The following is a 14,076-nucleotide window of genomic DNA, read 5'->3' as shown; positions in this document are numbered from 1 at the left end:
CCGACGGAGCAGGCGGAGCGCGTCGAGATCGACGAGCTTCGGGCGCACCATGAAGACGCGTTCGCTCCTCATTCTCTCCGTCGCGCTCGCCGCCTGCTCCAAGGACGGCGCCGGCTCCGGGCCCGCGCCGAGCACGAGCGCGTCCGCCGCGCTGCCGGCCGTCGACACCGCGCTCGCCGATCACGTGAAGGCCCACGTCGACAAGTGCACCGTGAACGTCGAGCAAGGCCAGGCGTACTCGTGCAAGGACGGCGTCGTCGACGCGCTGTCGAAGCACGTACGAGAGCGCAAGCCGGCGGCGTTCGCGTCGACGATGATCGCGCTGGTCCGGAAGAAGGACGACGCGAAGACTTCGGCTGTCGCGGTGGCGCTCTTGGCCGAGCAGCTCGACAACCTCGGCGACGAGGGAAAGCGCAAGAACGCGACGAAGGAGACGGTCACGGCCGCCCTCGCTGCGCTCGAGGACGAGTCCGGCAACCGCGCGACGCGCCTGGCGGGACCTGTCGCGCAGCTCGCGACGATCGCGGCGATGTTCGATCCGCTCTACGCCGTCACCGACCCTCATCCGACGAAGGAGGCGCGCGACAACGTCTACCGGCATCTCCTCGTGTTCGGCCGGACGAAGGCGCTCCCAAAGCTCAAGGAGGTCGCCGAGAAGAAGCCGGCGCACGCCGCCGCCGCGCTCGACGCCGTACCGCGCATGTCGAACGCGACCGACGACGAGAGGTCGGCCGCTTGCCCGTGGGCGGAGGGCTATCTGAAGAGCGCCGACCTCGGCGTCGCCGCGAAGGCCGCCGAGGCGATGGTCTACTGCAAGGGCAAGCACATCGACGCGCTCGTCGCGGAGGCAGAGACGCGCCTCGAGAACAAGGCGTTCAAGAACCCGTTCGCGATGGTCCTGCGCGAGCCGTGCGCCCAGCTCGTGGCCGGGGTGACGAAGCGGGCGGCGGACGACGAGCAGTGCGAGCGCGTGTACGCGTTCCTCGAGAAGGTGGCCAACGACGCCGGCGCCGACGACGCCACCCGCGGCGCCGCGCTCTTCAACATCTACTACCAGCGGCGCGACGAAAAGACGTTGAAGCTGATGCGCAAGTACGAGAACCACCCGAACAAGGAGGTCTCGAAGCGCGCGAAGGAGGCGATCACGTCGCTGACCACGACCTACAAGCTCAAGGGATGAGCGACCTCGAACGCGTCGTGCGCGTGCTCCTCGTTCGGCGGGACGATCCCGGAGTGCGCGCCGAGCTCGAACGCTACCGGCGACTGCTCAGCGACGACGAGGTGGCGCGAGAAGGCCGTCTCCACCTCGACGCCGACAAGGAGCGCTTCGTCATCGGTCGCGCGCTCGTTCGCCTCCAGCTCTCGCGCCTCCTCGGCGGAGACCCGCGCGAGCTGCCGCTCGTGACCAACCCCTACGGCCGGCCCGAGCTGGCCTCGTCCGTGCGGACGCCCATCGGCTTCAACGTCTCGCACGCCGACGACCTCGTCGTCTGCGCCATCACCGGCACGCTGGACGTCGGCGTCGACGTCGAGCGCGTGGAGCCGCGGCGCACCTACGGCCTCGCGCATCGGTTCTTCGCCGCGCGGGAAGTGGCGGATCTCCAGCGTCGAGACGAGGCCGAGCGAGCGCGCGTGTTCTTCGACTATTGGACGCTGAAGGAGGCGTACATCAAGGCCCGTGGTCTCGGCCTCGCGCTTCCCCTCGATGCGTTCGCGTTCACGCTGCGACCACCGCACCCGCCGACGATCAGCTTCGATCCCTCGATCGACGACGATCCCGACACCTGGCAATTCGCGCAAGCGTGGCCCACCGAACGACACCGCCTGGCCGTAGCGGTGCGTCGCCCACCAGGGCGCGATCTCGACGTGCTGCTGCAGCTGACGGCAGCCCGCTCGCCCTGCGCGCTACTGCGCCCAGACCTCGAGCTGCGTCGACCGACCTGCGCGCACGCCGCCGTAGTCGAAGTCGATCTGACGGATCGCGCGCTTGTCGCCGGGGAGGTCGATCGCGCGTGAGGTCACCCCTTCTCCGAAGGGGATGCGGCGCGCGGAGGTGAAGGTCGTCCCGTCGTCGAACTTGATCGTGACCTTGTTCAGCTCGAGCTTGCCGAACTTGATCACGAACCGCACCGACGTGAAGCTCCCCTGATCGGCGCTCGCGTAGACGGAGTCGTGCTTCCCGTCCTCCGCGAGGACCCGCTCGCCGAGCTTGACCCATCGATCGAGCGGCTCGGCCGTCGCGTCGCGCGCCTCCGGCTCGGCGGCTCCGGAGGTCGCTTCGGCGCCGGCCGAGGCCGGGTTCGCGGACGGGGCCCCACCACACGCCACCACGAGCGCGAGCCATAGAAGGAGCGGAGCTTTCACTCCCCTCCTTCTATCAGCTCCTCCCGCGCCTCTACGCTACATGACGTCGAAGTTTGAGAAGGCGAGCGTCCAGACGCCGTCCTTCGTCATGAGCGTGTAGCGGCCGGTGATGTCCGTGCTCTCGCCCTTGAGGTGCACGTTGGCCAGCACCTCGCCGTCTCCGCTCGCGCGCGTGTCGTCCGGCACGTCGTCGTACTCTTCGCCGCTGTCGTTCGGGAAGTCGAGCGACATGTCGAAGCCGACGTCGCCGGGCGGCGTCACGAGCTTGCACCAGGTGGCGGGATCGTCCGCCTTGGCGCCGCCGAGGTCGTCGCGCACGGCATGCTGGCCGTCGATGGACGAGAACATCGCGTGCGACAGGTGCTCGCCGAGCGCCTCGCCGCTGAGGTCGGTGCGGAGCTTCATGCCCTCCCCCTCGGTCCACACTACCGGCGGACAATGATCGAACGCCGTCGCGAAATCACCGCCGGAGAACGCGCGGAGAAACGCGTCGATGCGCGCTTTGATGTCAGCCTTCGTCGGTGCTTCGTTCCACGTTTGTGCCATCCCCGCATGGTACGACGAAGCGCACGCGTCGGTTTCAACATCGAGCCGAACCTGATGCCGAACGTGACATGGCGCGCTTTCGCATCGAGCCACCGCGACGTGGAGCGCGTCGATGCAGGCGTCGCCGCCGCTCGTCTCGTGCGCGAGGAGATGCGCGATGAAGACCGAGCGGAAGGTCGCCAATAGCGACGAGAGCGGCGGCGGTTTCACGAGAGGACACATCCCATTGCCGAACGCGGTCGATTTCGACGTCCTGCCATCGCTTCGCGTGTCTCGAGCCGAAGCGTTCGTAGGATCGAGTCCCTTCACCTCCTTCACGAGCATCAGCGCGACGATGGCGCTTCCGGCGACGACGCTCCAGTCCGCGCGGAGCGACGACAACGTCAGTGGTCGCTACCGGCGTAGATCCACATGGGCTCCGTCTGGCCTGCGCGCACGAACCCGCACTTCTCGTAGAACGGGATCGCGCGGCCGTCCGCCGTCAACATCTGCATGTGGAACCCTGCGTAGCGGGCCATGAGCCGCTGCATGAGTGCTCGGCCAATGCCGCGGCCTTGGTAGGCTGGCAGGACGAGGAGATGCGGATAGTAGACAACGAGGTGACCGTCCGAGATCGCGTTTCCCAGGCCGATGAGGCGCACTCCCTCCCACGCCGTGACGAGGGCGTGGGACGCCGAGAGCGCCGCGAGCAGCGCGTCAGGCTTGGTTGCGGCGGACCAATCGTTCTCCCGATAGAGGGCGAGCACGGCCTCGCGCGGTAGCTCACGAGACTCGCGATAGTCGATCGTCATGCGCTGCAGGAAGACATCGTGGGTGGGGGACAACGGGGCAAGCGCGCCAAACCCCATTACCACAGAACCCGACCCCTGCGGCTCCCCCATCCCGCATCCGCCCGTGGCAACGAACGGCCCCTGTCTTTTCCGATGCGAAAGTGGCGACCCCAACGGGTCGAAAGGACGCGGAGAGCACTGGACTGTCGGCACTTCGTTCAGCGCAGTCATGGAGCAGCTCATCGCTGCTTCGAGCGATTCTCCTCGGGAAGCTCCCGAGCGAACGCGACATGGCACGCGGGCTCCGTCGCTGGCTCAAGAAGGCGGGCGTGGACCGCGCCGAGCTCCACGAGACGACCGCCACGACGAAGGGCGATCACGTGGGCATGATCTCCGCGCGACCGGGCTCACGTGGATGGCCGTTCGAGACAACGAGCCGCTCCGCATCATGCAGCGCGCCGGTCACGAGCGCTTCGAGTAGGTCCGCGAGGCGGAAGCGATACGCGAGGGCTTCGGGTCCCTGCCCCAAGCATAAAAAAGGGGCCGAAGCTGTCACCGCTTCGACCCCTGTCTATCGCTGCTCTAACTTCTCGTAACTATTGCGGGGCGGACGGGACTCGAACCCTGGCTTTCCGACGGAAATTGACGAGGAAACGGCGGCTGTTTCGGCGAACGACTCGAGCGAACCAGCGATCGCTTCTGACGTCGCCCCGACCGAATCGGACGCGGCGCGAACGGGCAGATCCGAAACCGTCGAGCAGCCCACGATCGCTACGAACGACGACGGCGCGAGTCACGACCTCTTCGCCGATATCGCCGCCGCCGCTGCCGAAGAGGTCGAGAATGAAGACGACGACGACGAGGAAGGGGTGCTCCCGCGCCCGACGCACGACCTCCCGGGGGAAGCGGTGGCCAAGCTCGCGTCCACGATCGATAGAGCGATCGCGGCGGAGAGGTGGGCGCTGGCGGACCGGCTCATGGCGCAGCTCGAACGCCGAAGGGGTCCCGATTCAGGAACAGGATCAGGAACAGAAACAGGAGCAGCGGCAGCAACAAAAACAGCCCCCCATCAGGAGCGCGCTGGCACGCGCGTGGGCTCCGCCGGTGGCGGCGGAGATTCTTCGTTCGGCTCCGTCGGCTTCGCTGGTTCGTCCGGTGCGTTGAACTACGCCGTGCAGGCCTACGAGCACACGATCACGAAGACGAAGGGCAAGCCATATGCGTTCCCGCTGACCACGGCGCGCGACGACCCTCGCGCGATGCTCGCGGACACGCTCGATCGCCTCTACCTTCCCTTCCACCGCACGACCAACCCCACCGTCGCCGCCATGTGCAGCGACGTTGCCGCGTGGGTGGCCGAGCTGGCCGAGAAGAATACCGACCCGAAGTATCACCGCAGCTTCCACCCGGAGAAGTTCCGCGAGTGGAAGAGCGGGCAGAGCGACGACGACGAAGACGACCTGTTCGCGGACTTGCCGGGTTGGAAGCCGCGGGAGGCTGCCGAATGAGCGCCGGAAGCAGGGTCCCCGGCCCGCCGCCCACCTCGCCCGGAACGCCGGACACCGTGTCCCCCATGGTGCCGGGCTCGCCGGTCGTGATCGTCGACGTGTCCTCGCCGCACGCGGGACATGCCGGCGTCGTCGTCGCGTGCGCCGGGCCTGATGCCGTCGTCGTCCGCATCGATGCCGAGATGCAGCCCGCGCCGATCGTGTTCCGGCTCGCCGCCCTCGCCCTCGATCGCATGCGCGCCGTCGACGTCTCGGAGGGCATCCGCGGTCACGGCGGAGGGTCGTCGGGTCCGGCACCCGTCGCCCCGCCCTCGATCGCCCGCGATCTCCGGCGTTCCGCGGAGCGTTTCGGTCCCGCGTCCAGCGAAACCGTCGCGGCCGCGACCGCCAACCCGACTTACGGGGCCGACCCAGCGGCCGCCGTTCTTACCCCCGAGGCAACCGTATCCCGCGCTCTCGACCTCGGAGACCCCGCATGACGCCCCAGACCAACACCGTTTCGACCCCGCGGCGAGCGCCCCCACGACGCGCTTCTTTTCGTTGTGCACCGTGTGCGGCAGGTCAACGGACGACAAGGGCGCGTGCAGGAATTGCGAAACCAAGGCGCGTGCGCGCGCCGATTCGGAGGACACGACCATGATCGAGAACGCAAAGAAGAAGCAGAAGGCATTCACCGACCACGATGTATGGCAGACGCCCACGGAGGTCGCCGCCGCCGCCGCTCGCCTCGATGCCGAACAGGGCCGCGGCCCGCTTCGCCTCGCCTCCGACGCGGAGCGCGCGCGTGAGATCCGCGCCGCGCACGACGGTCGCGCCGACGCGGACGACGACAGCGATCCGGAATTCGACGCACGCTACGCGGAGTTGAAACGCCGCAATCGCGTGCATGCTGACGCGCGTGAGCGCGACGAAGCGCACGATGCCATCGCGATAGCGAAAGCGGCTCAGGAACGCTGGACGAGCGACGCCTGGAAGGCTCGATGATCGCGTGATGTAGAACCACCGCGATATGTCTTCATTCGCAAGCCGGATCGACTCGCGCCTTACTTTCTTCGTTGGCGTGGCGCACCCGAACGAACGAGCGAACCCGAGCGCGCGCCAGCGACAATGGTGCGCACGGCCACTTCAAGCAAGTCGCTCTTCAGCTGGCCCGACGCAGGCGCGTTCCAGGCTTCGATGACTGCCGAGAGCATCCTCAGGAGTAGGCGCGGGTCAGTACCCTTCGGAAGTTCGCCGCGTGCGATCGCTCGCGTGACCATCGCATACCAATCGGCGCTGCGCTCTTTGACGGCGGCGTCGATGGCGACGCTGACCTCCGGATCATTCTTCTCTGCTAGCAGCCGTGCCCAAGCTTTTCCCTCAACGCGATCCTTGAAGCCCTCTTTGCGCCGGAAGGCCTCGACCAAGTCACGCTCGAGCGAGCCCGTATCGGGCAACGGCACGTCATGCACGAACCTACGCATCCACTCGACGGCGGCCGCTACGAGCACCGCCTTGCTCGGCCAACGCCGGTAGATCGTCGTCTTGTTGAGTCCGGCCGCCGCGCTCACGACATCGATCCGGAATGCCCGGTAACCTGAATCGGCCAGCTCCGCGACGGTGGCTAGGAGCGCTTGCCTCACGACGCGTTCGCTGCGCCCGCCAAGGACGCCCCTCGTTCGACGCGTCTCGATCCGCTCGGTCAAGTCGGCCAGGATAGCACGTCGACCGGATGGCAAGAACGAGTTGCCATCTTGCCTGGCTGCGGTAGTTTCAGAAGGCAACTGCAAGTTGCCTTCTAGGAGGTTGCATGGCCTGGTTTCACCTCGTTGCTCACTCTTTCTCGGGCGCCTTCTCGGCAAACTTCGTTCCTCATTTCGTCTCGGGTGTCCTTGGACGCACGTTTCCGACGCCCTTCGCTTCGCCACCGTTCCGCGGGCAATCGTCTTCGGGCGTGAACGTCCTCTATGGGCTCGGCAATCTCGGTGTCGCGTACGCGTTGCTCATGCGGGTGGGAGACTTCGAGCCAAGAAACGCGGTCGATGCGGGCGCATTTGGTCTCGGGCTCGCGGCTTGGTCGCTCCTGATAACGCGCTCCCTCGCGCGCATCCAACAAGCGCCGTCTGGAGAGGCATGACGATCTCTTTCGCGCACGACAGTCGGCATCTCGCGGAAACGTACGATCGGCTGAGCGATCTCCAGTTCGAAGGAGGCAAGAGTCTCGTCGAGCGGCTCGGGCTCGGCGATGGCATCCGCGTCCTGGATATTGGTTGCGGGACCGGACGTTTGACGCGGTGGATCGGAGAACGTCTCGACTCGACAGCTAGCGTCGTGGGGATTGACCCGCTCGAGGAGCGGATCGGCATAGCGCGCGCGCACGGTGGCGGCACAGCAGGCTTCGAAATCGGGCAGGCGGAAGATCTCGGCGCCTTCTGCGACGCGAGCATGGACACCGTCGTCATGGCTTCTGTCTTTCATTGGCTGTCGGACAAGGCAAAGGCGCTCGCGGAGATTCGCCGCGTCTTGCGACCGGGTGGGCGCGTGGGAGTGACGACCAATCCTCAGGAACTCTCCGGCGCGGGCACCATCTCTCGAATGCTGCGCCCCTTGCTAGAGCGAGCGCCTTACGCCGGACGCGCAGACCTCTCCGCACTCACTGGTGGCACGCGCGCTTGCACGTCAACCGACCTCGTGCTCTTGGTCCTCGAAAGTGGGCTCGAGTTGGTCGAGCTTCACGTCACCTACCGCGCGAGCGAGCACGCGAGCGGCGAGGCCGTGCTCGATTTCGTAGAGGCCAGCTCGTTTGGCAACTTCTTCTGCATCGTCCCTGAGGACCTGCGCGCCTCGCTTCGCCGAGATCTTGCGACGGCGTTCGAAAGCGAGCGGGGGCCCGGCGGTATCGTCGTTCGGGGCTGGGAGGCGCTCCTGGTGGCGAAGCGGCTCTGATGCGGGGGCGCTTCACATCGAAGTCGTGAGCGTGCTCCTTCGAGGTCCTGTCCGTCTTGCGGCGCCGCGTAGTGTTCTTATGTCAAACCGCAGCGTAGCGCTCGCGAAGCGGGATGCACCGGGAGGCGAAGGGCGAAGGCATCGTGTGCGAGATGCCGAGCGAGCGCGACATGAGCCGCGGCTTGAAGCGCTGGCTGAAGAAAGCCGGCGTCGAGCGCCGCGAGCTTCACACGACGACGGAGACGACGAAGGGCATCACGTGGCACGATCTCCGCGCGACCGGGATCACGTGGATGGCGATCCGAGGTGACGAGCCGCTGAAGATCAGCGCGCGCGCCAGGCACGAGGATTTCGAGATCACGCAGGAGTACATCCGCGAGGCGGAGATCCTCCGCGACGGCTTCGGAGACGTCTTCCCGCCCCTGCCGACGCCCCTTTTCGGAGCCACAAAAGTGCTTCACCCGGGTTTTGGCCAGGAAAGCCAAAACTCGGGTGAAACATGGCCAATTGCTGGGAAAAACCAGCGGGGCGGACGGGACTCGAACCCGCGGCCTCCGGCGTGACAGGCCGGCGTTATAACCGACTTAACTACCGCCCCAGATGTGATGCTTCGTTCTTCGTGCGTGCGTGATTCAGGGTAGGCGGGACAGGGTTTGAACCTGCGACATCCGGCATGTAAGGCCAGCGCTCTGCCGCTGAGCTACCCGCCCAATCGGAGAGGCCAAGCTCAATAGCGTGCCCCAGGCCCCCCCGTCAAACCATTCTTCGCGGGAAGTCGCGCGGCGTCGCCGCTTGACAAATAGAACGACCGTTCTAATTTGAGCGGAGTGACGAAAGGAGCCGAGACGCGGACCGCCGTGCTGGACACGGCGATCACCCTCGCGAGCACGCTCGGGCTCGAAGGGCTGACGATCGGCAAGCTCGCCGAGCAGGTGGGCATGTCGAAGAGCGGGCTCTTCGCGCACTTCTCGTCCAAAGAGAACCTGCAGGTCGCCGTCCTCGAGGCCGCGGTGGAGCGGTTCGTCTCCCTCGTCGTCGTGCCCGCGCTGAAGAAGCCGCGCGGGGAGCCGCGGCTCCGCGCGCTCGTCGACCTCTGGCTCGCGTGGTCGAAGCAGGACTTCTTGCCCGGCGGATGCGTGCTCCTGATGGCCAGCGTCGAGCTCGACGATCGGCCCGGCCCCGCGCACGACCTCCTCGTGTCGGCGCAGAAGGACTGGCTCGGCACCCTCGCCGGCGCCGCCCGCATCGCGATCGAAGAGAAGCACTTCCGCAAGGACCTCGACTGCGAGCAGCTCGCCCACGAGCTGTTCTCGATCGCCTACGGCTACCACTTCCTCCGCCGCATCGTCGACCCGACGACGGCGGAGAGACGCGCGCGCGCGTCGTTCGATCGCGTCCTCGCCGACGCGCGCGCAACCAAACGCTGACACCGGCATCGGACACGAACAGGAGAAGCCTCATGAGCGGTTCCGCCACGTCTAAAAATAGCACGATCGTTCGTTCTAAGAATCGGAGCTTGGAGGCCACCCGCGCAGGCCTGCGGTGGCTGTCGCCCCACGCCCCGAGCCTTGCTGCGATGTGGGCGGAGCGCCTCTTCCTCACCGCGCGGCGGCACGAACGACCGTTCTGGGAGAAGACCGCGCTCGCCGGCGCGCGCCGTGCCCGCGTCGACGTCGAGGGCGGCTGGCTCCCCGCCTGGACCTGGCGCCCCGCCGGCGCCCCGCGCGCGCGGCTCTTCGACACGCCCAAGACCGTGCTCCTCGTCCACGGGTGGGAAGGCCGCGGCTCGCAGCTCGCCGCCTTCGTGCCGCCCCTGCTCGCGGAGGGCCTGCGCGTCGTCACCTTCGACGCGCCCGGACACGGCGACGCTCCCCTCCCCCGCGCGTCCGTCGTCGATCACGCCCACGCCGTCGCCGCGGTCGCGAAGCAGCTCGGTCCGATCCACGCCGTGATCGGTCACTCCGTCGGCGGCGCCGCCGCGCTCCTCGCGACGCGGTTCGGCCTCGAGGCGGAGCGGTTCGCGCTCATCGCGCCGCCGCGCACCCCCGCGAAGTTCGTGCAGACCTTCTCGAAGGTCCTCCGCCTCGACGACGGCGTGCGCGACGCGATGGTCGCCCGCGTCGAGCAGCGGTACGGGCTCCGCATCGCCGACCTCGACGCCCTCCACGACGCGACGAAGCTCTACGCGCCGCTCCTCGTCGTGCACGACAAAGACGACACCGTCGTCACCCCCGCGACCGGACGTGCCCTCGCCGACGCCGCGCCGTTCGGGATGTACCTCGAGACGAGCGGGCTCGGACACAACGCGATCCTCCGCGCGCCCGAGGTGCTCGGCGCCGTCACCCGCTTCGTCGCCGCCGGCAGCGCGCCGTCCTTCGCCGAGACACTCGACGGCGAGCTGTTCCTCCGCGACACGCGCTGGTGAGCCGCGTACGCTCGGCGTCATGCGCCCGCGGAAATTCCTCCTCATCACGAAAGCGCTGACGACCGCCGGCCTCATCACCGCCTGCAAGAAGGAGGACGCTCCGCCACCTCCGCCGCCGGGCAACCCAAAAGGATCGATCGCGTACGAGCAAGACGCGGCGCCCACGCCCACGCCCACGCCACCCCCACCGCCGCCGCCCGCGAACCCGAAGGGCGTCCACTACGACGCCGAGGCGCCCCTCCCGCCGCCGACCAAGAAGTGACGCGCGAGCCGTTCGATCTCGAGTGGCTGGGCGGCGTCGCGGAGCACCACTTCCGCAAGGTGCGCCCCGGCGTCGAGGAGATGCCGTGGGGCACGCTCGACCCGAGCCGCTACCCCGCCGCGCTCGTCGATCGCTCCCGCATCTCGTGGACCGAGGCCGCGTACAACGAGTACTGCACCGCGTCCGCGTTCGCCGATCTGATCGGCGCGATGCTCGAGGCGAAGGCGCCGATCGACCTCGTCGGCATGGCGAGCGACTTCATCGCGGACGAGATCCTCCACGTCGAGCTCACGAGCCGCATCGCGATGGAGCTCGGCGGCGGCGCCCCGTACACGATCGACTTCACGAACCTCCACGCGCGCCCCGACCCCGCGCTCTCCCCGCTCCAGCGCGCGAACCAGCTCGTCGTCCACGTCTGCTGCGTGGCGGAGGCGTTCAGCCTGCCGATGCTCGCGAGCGCGTTCGGCTCCGCGACGCACCCGCTCACGAAGGCCGTCCTCGAGCGTATCGTGAAGGACGAAGCGCCGCACGGCCGCCTCGGCTTCCTCTGGCTCGCGTGGGCGGAGGACCGCCTCGACGACGCCGAGCGCGCCCGCCTCGCCGGCGTCACCGTCGACACGATCGCGAGCCTCGCGCCGCTCTGGCAAAGGCTCCAGAGCCGCGTCACCGACGGCCTCACGACCGAAGGCTACCGCCTCGAGCACATCCGCGAGCTCGGGTGGACCGAGTCCTCCCTCTACAAAGAGCGCGCCCGCCGCGCGATCGAGGACGACGTCCTCGCCCCCCTCGCGCGCTTCGGCATCGTCCCCGATCGCTCCCGCATCGCGCCCCTCGTGAGCGACTGAGCGACGAACCGTGACCGCCATCCGCCTCGAGAACGCCGACGTGCGCATCATGGATGAACGCGGCACCCGCGTGCGCGCGACGGTGGTCGGCGGCGCGACGATGCACGGCGGAATCTGAAAGCACGCGCGCGCGTGTAACCGCCGCCGGCGCGCTCCCGTTCGTCGCGGCATGAACCGCACCGCTTCGCTCTTCGTCCTTGGCTTCCTCTCCCTCGTCGCATGCACGAAGGCCTATCCCAAGGCCCCCGTCGATCCGCGCAACGTCGACGGCCCCGTCGACTGCGCGCCGGAGGAGCTCAAGGCGAACGAGAAGTGTTTCGCGCACGCGAAGGACGCCTGCGACTCGCTCGGCTGCGCCGAGGGCTGCGACATCCATCGAAGCCGCACCTCGAAGTGGGTCACGTGCAGTAGCAACCGCGCGAGCTCGTCGATGCTCACGCGCTGCGACGGCATCGCGGGCTGGCAGTGCCCGGAGGACATGGTCTGCGCCGACGACCCGCGTCCCGGCGCGTGCAAGGCCGCGAACGCCCTCGACTGCACCGGCGTGTGCGTGACGATCGCGCGCTGCGAAGGCTACTCCGGCTGGGCGTGCCCCGAGGGCATGGTCTGCGCCGACGATCCGCGCCCCGGCGCGTGCAGCCGCGAGCGCGACGACGACTGCGCCGGCATCTGCGTGCGCGAGACGCGCACGAACCGCCGCCCTGCGCCTACTCGTCCTTGAACTTGCACGTGCCGGCGCGGCACGTCAGGCCCGAGTGGTTGCAGCTCGTGCCGTTGCAGCAGTCCTGGTTCCAGGCGCCGCACGTCGACTCGGTGCACGATCGCGCGTCGGTGCCTTCGGTGCCGGCCGCCATCGGCGTCGCGGCGGGCACCGTCTTGCAGCCGCGCCAATTCTGGTGCTCGCAGCAGCACTTCATCGCGTCGATGCTCGCGCCGTACTCGGCGTAGAAGCCGGCGGTGTCCTCGAAGCCGTGCTCGAACGGCATGTAGCGCTTCAGCGCCTCGTCGCGCTTCGACTCCTCCGACGAGCTCCACGGGAAGCTCCAGCCGACCGCGCGATCGAACCAATTCCCGCACTGGCTGTCGGTCCCCATCTGATGGCACATCGTGCACTTCTGGACGCCGAGCTCGCCGGAGGGCTCGCGCACCGGCCCCGTCTTGAGGAACTTCTTCGGGTTGCGCCCCTGCCATCCGAGCGGGAGGTACGGGCGGTTCGCGCGATCGCGCGGGAGGTAGTCGACGCCGTCGATGTTCGTCGAGTCGATGAACGGATCATGCATGAACGGCCCGGAGTCGTGGCAGCCGACGCAGCGCATGTAGTCGGGGCGCTGCCACGCGTTCTTGCCGTTGCGGAGCCACTCCGAGCGGTGGAGCGAGTCGCTCTCCGAGAACGGCGGCGTGACCGGCAGCTCGTCCCACACCGCGCTCGCGGCGCCGGGCTGGGTGAGGTCCGTCTCGTCGTCCGGCGCGGGGAAGTGGCTCCCGAAGTACGGGCTCTTCGCGTGGAAGAAGCACGCCTTGCCGGTGCGCGTGTTCGTCATCGTGAGGACGACCTCGTTCGAGTCGTTCCACAGATCGAAGAGCCGCTCGCGCTCCGACGCGCTCATCGACGCCGGCGCCTCTTCGTACGCGCGCCGCCGCGCGTCGGCGAGCACGCTCCCGGTCGGCTTCGATCCGTCGGACCGGCAGTGGATCGCCGCCGTGATGTCGTTGTTCCCCGGATCGGGCTTGAAGACGTTGAGCCGGTAGTAGGGGTCGCAGCGGCTCTGGAGGTAGTTCGGGTTGTCGCAACCCTCCGACGTGTGCCCGCCGCCGCCGAACATCCGGTCCCACGTCTCCGGCTCCGTCGCGAGGTCGTGCTTCGTGACGTTCCCGTCCGCGTCGCGCCGCGAGAGCGTGAGCAGCGCCTGCCGCCCCGTCGCGACGCGCGACCCGTCCGCCGCCGCCGCGTCGAAGCAGCTCATGTACGCCATCTTCACGCGCGGGTTCGCGAACCCGAGCTGCTCCTTGCAGTACTCGGTGTACGCGACCATGTCCGCGTCGATGTCCGCGCAGACGCCGCCCGAGCACCCGAGCTCGCCCTCGCACCGCGGCCCCGTCGCGCAGCACGCCTGCCCCGCCCCGCCGCAGTCGCCGCCGACCGCGTTCTCGGCGACGTCGGTGCGTTCGTCGACGTCCGTGCTGCACGCGCTGACCGCAGCCGCCACGAGGATGGACCCAACGAGCGCGAGACCGAGCCGGTTCGTCATGTGCGCGCACGTACCACCGCGCCGCCGCCCTCGCACCCTTAAATCATCAATGATTCAGCACAGATCCATCCACTTTCCACGGAAGATCCCAAACCATCCATCCCCCGAGGCCTCGCGCCGGATCGCGCGACTCAGACTCGGGTTTCGCCCTATCGGGCAAACCCGAGTCGGTCATGCGGCCT

The 14,076-nt window shown here is 68.2% G+C and carries 18 protein-coding genes and 2 tRNA genes; 13 read left to right on the top strand and 7 right to left on the bottom strand.

What is annotated here, in order from left to right; translation table 11 throughout:
* The first annotated feature begins 49 nt into the window (after positions 1-49).
* Positions 50-1,180, top strand: a complete 1,131-nt coding sequence (locus tag KF837_39260) for a hypothetical protein (GenBank protein ID MBX3233428.1) — start codon at positions 50-52, stop codon at positions 1,178-1,180.
* Between the two features lie 53 nt (positions 1,181-1,233).
* Positions 1,234-2,016 carry a 4'-phosphopantetheinyl transferase superfamily protein gene (locus KF837_39255; GenBank protein ID MBX3233427.1) on the top strand — a complete coding sequence of 261 codons (783 nt, stop codon included), beginning with the start codon at positions 1,234-1,236 and terminating at the stop codon, positions 2,014-2,016.
* Here the strand turns inward: KF837_39255 and KF837_39250 are convergent.
* A complete protein-coding gene (locus KF837_39250; protein ID MBX3233426.1) occupies positions 1,906-2,364 on the bottom strand; it encodes a hypothetical protein in 459 nt (152 codons plus the stop codon). The two genes, KF837_39255 and KF837_39250, sit on opposite strands and share 111 nt — an antisense overlap.
* 36 nt (positions 2,365-2,400) lie before the next feature.
* A complete protein-coding gene (locus KF837_39245; GenBank protein MBX3233425.1) occupies positions 2,401-2,769 on the bottom strand; it encodes a hypothetical protein in 369 nt (122 codons plus the stop codon).
* 33 nt (positions 2,770-2,802) lie between these two features.
* Between KF837_39245 and KF837_39240 the strand changes: the two genes are divergently transcribed.
* Complete coding sequence (locus KF837_39240) at positions 2,803-3,096, top strand: hypothetical protein (protein ID MBX3233424.1); 294 nt, start codon at positions 2,803-2,805, stop codon at positions 3,094-3,096.
* 197 nt (positions 3,097-3,293) lie between these two features.
* Here the strand turns inward: KF837_39240 and KF837_39235 are convergent, their stop codons facing one another.
* A complete protein-coding gene (locus tag KF837_39235; GenBank protein MBX3233423.1) occupies positions 3,294-3,758 on the bottom strand; it encodes a GNAT family N-acetyltransferase in 465 nt (154 codons plus the stop codon).
* A 521-nt stretch (positions 3,759-4,279) separates the two neighbouring features.
* Here KF837_39235 and KF837_39230 point away from each other — a divergent pair.
* From KF837_39230 to KF837_39220, 3 genes are all read left to right on the top strand, one after another.
* The gene (locus tag KF837_39230) at positions 4,280-5,188 is read left to right on the top strand and encodes a hypothetical protein (GenBank protein MBX3233422.1); all 909 of its coding nucleotides are present in this window, start codon (positions 4,280-4,282) and stop codon (positions 5,186-5,188) included.
* An 86-nt stretch (positions 5,189-5,274) separates the two neighbouring features.
* On the top strand, positions 5,275-5,667 hold the full coding sequence (locus KF837_39225) for a hypothetical protein (GenBank protein MBX3233421.1): 393 nt from the start codon (positions 5,275-5,277) through the stop codon (positions 5,665-5,667).
* A gap of 157 nt (positions 5,668-5,824) precedes the next feature.
* The gene (locus KF837_39220) at positions 5,825-6,172 is read left to right on the top strand and encodes a hypothetical protein (protein MBX3233420.1); all 348 of its coding nucleotides are present in this window, start codon (positions 5,825-5,827) and stop codon (positions 6,170-6,172) included.
* A gap of 59 nt (positions 6,173-6,231) precedes the next feature.
* Here the strand turns inward: KF837_39220 and KF837_39215 are convergent, their stop codons facing one another.
* On the bottom strand, positions 6,232-6,873 hold the full coding sequence (locus KF837_39215) for a TetR/AcrR family transcriptional regulator (GenBank protein MBX3233419.1): 642 nt from the start codon (positions 6,871-6,873) through the stop codon (positions 6,232-6,234).
* Between the two features lie 104 nt (positions 6,874-6,977).
* Here KF837_39215 and KF837_39210 point away from each other — a divergent pair, with 104 nt between their 5' ends.
* Both KF837_39210 and KF837_39205 read left to right on the top strand, forming a co-directional pair.
* Positions 6,978-7,304 (top strand): hypothetical protein, encoded by a 327-nt coding sequence (locus tag KF837_39210; GenBank protein MBX3233418.1) that lies wholly within the window; start codon positions 6,978-6,980, stop codon positions 7,302-7,304.
* Positions 7,301-8,113 (top strand): methyltransferase domain-containing protein, encoded by an 813-nt coding sequence (locus tag KF837_39205; GenBank protein MBX3233417.1) that lies wholly within the window; start codon positions 7,301-7,303, stop codon positions 8,111-8,113. Before KF837_39210 ends, KF837_39205 begins: the two co-directional genes overlap by 4 nt.
* Before the next feature lie 524 nt (positions 8,114-8,637).
* Here KF837_39205 and KF837_39200 read toward each other — a convergent pair.
* Together KF837_39200 and KF837_39195 are read right to left on the bottom strand one after the other, a co-directional pair.
* A tRNA-Asp gene (locus KF837_39200) sits at positions 8,638-8,711 on the bottom strand.
* Positions 8,712-8,751: 40 nt separating this feature from the next.
* Positions 8,752-8,823 (bottom strand) — tRNA-Val (locus KF837_39195).
* Positions 8,824-8,940: 117 nt separating this feature from the next.
* Between KF837_39195 and KF837_39190 the strand changes: the two genes are divergently transcribed.
* The 5 genes from KF837_39190 to KF837_39170 all read left to right on the top strand — a co-directional run bounded on the left by KF837_39190 (position 8,941) and on the right by KF837_39170 (position 12,366).
* Positions 8,941-9,540 (top strand): TetR/AcrR family transcriptional regulator, encoded by a 600-nt coding sequence (locus KF837_39190; protein ID MBX3233416.1) that lies wholly within the window; start codon positions 8,941-8,943, stop codon positions 9,538-9,540.
* A 149-nt stretch (positions 9,541-9,689) separates the two neighbouring features.
* Entirely contained in the window at positions 9,690-10,538 is an 849-nt protein-coding gene (locus tag KF837_39185) for an alpha/beta fold hydrolase (protein ID MBX3233415.1), read from the top strand.
* A 19-nt stretch (positions 10,539-10,557) separates the two neighbouring features.
* Positions 10,558-10,800: a hypothetical protein gene (locus KF837_39180; protein MBX3233414.1), complete on the top strand. Its 243-nt coding sequence runs from the start codon at positions 10,558-10,560 to the stop codon at positions 10,798-10,800.
* Positions 10,797-11,645, top strand: a complete 849-nt coding sequence (locus tag KF837_39175; protein MBX3233413.1) for a ferritin-like domain-containing protein — start codon at positions 10,797-10,799, stop codon at positions 11,643-11,645. Before KF837_39180 ends, KF837_39175 begins: the two co-directional genes overlap by 4 nt.
* 169 nt (positions 11,646-11,814) lie before the next feature.
* Entirely contained in the window at positions 11,815-12,366 is a 552-nt protein-coding gene (locus KF837_39170; protein ID MBX3233412.1) for a hypothetical protein, read from the top strand.
* Here KF837_39170 and KF837_39165 read toward each other — a convergent pair.
* A complete protein-coding gene (locus KF837_39165; GenBank protein ID MBX3233411.1) occupies positions 12,353-13,894 on the bottom strand; it encodes a hypothetical protein in 1,542 nt (513 codons plus the stop codon). The genes KF837_39170 and KF837_39165 overlap by 14 nt on opposite strands.
* Between the last annotated feature and the right edge of the window lie 182 nt (positions 13,895-14,076).

The sequence above is a fragment of the Labilithrix sp. genome, from assembly GCA_019637155.1.
Taxonomy (GTDB): Bacteria; Myxococcota_A; Polyangia; order Polyangiales; family Polyangiaceae; genus Labilithrix.
This window is presented reverse-complemented; position numbering and strand designations above follow the sequence as displayed.

Coding starts and splice junctions, on each gene's coding strand:
- KF837_39260 (MBX3233428.1), top strand. CDS start 50: ATGAAGACGCGTTCGCTCCTCATTCTCTCCGTCGCGCTCGCCGCCTGC.
- KF837_39245 (MBX3233425.1), bottom strand. CDS start 2,769: ATGAAGCTCCGCACCGACCTCAGCGGCGAGGCGCTCGGCGAGCACCTG.
- KF837_39240 (MBX3233424.1), top strand. CDS start 2,803: ATGATCGAACGCCGTCGCGAAATCACCGCCGGAGAACGCGCGGAGAAA.
- KF837_39235 (MBX3233423.1), bottom strand. CDS start 3,758: ATGGGGTTTGGCGCGCTTGCCCCGTTGTCCCCCACCCACGATGTCTTC.
- KF837_39220 (MBX3233420.1), top strand. CDS start 5,825: ATGATCGAGAACGCAAAGAAGAAGCAGAAGGCATTCACCGACCACGAT.
- KF837_39210 (MBX3233418.1), top strand. CDS start 6,978: ATGGCCTGGTTTCACCTCGTTGCTCACTCTTTCTCGGGCGCCTTCTCG.
- KF837_39205 (MBX3233417.1), top strand. CDS start 7,301: ATGACGATCTCTTTCGCGCACGACAGTCGGCATCTCGCGGAAACGTAC.
- KF837_39185 (MBX3233415.1), top strand. CDS start 9,690: ATGTGGGCGGAGCGCCTCTTCCTCACCGCGCGGCGGCACGAACGACCG.
- KF837_39180 (MBX3233414.1), top strand. CDS start 10,558: ATGCGCCCGCGGAAATTCCTCCTCATCACGAAAGCGCTGACGACCGCC.
- KF837_39170 (MBX3233412.1), top strand. CDS start 11,815: ATGAACCGCACCGCTTCGCTCTTCGTCCTTGGCTTCCTCTCCCTCGTC.
- KF837_39165 (MBX3233411.1), bottom strand. CDS start 13,894: ATGACGAACCGGCTCGGTCTCGCGCTCGTTGGGTCCATCCTCGTGGCG.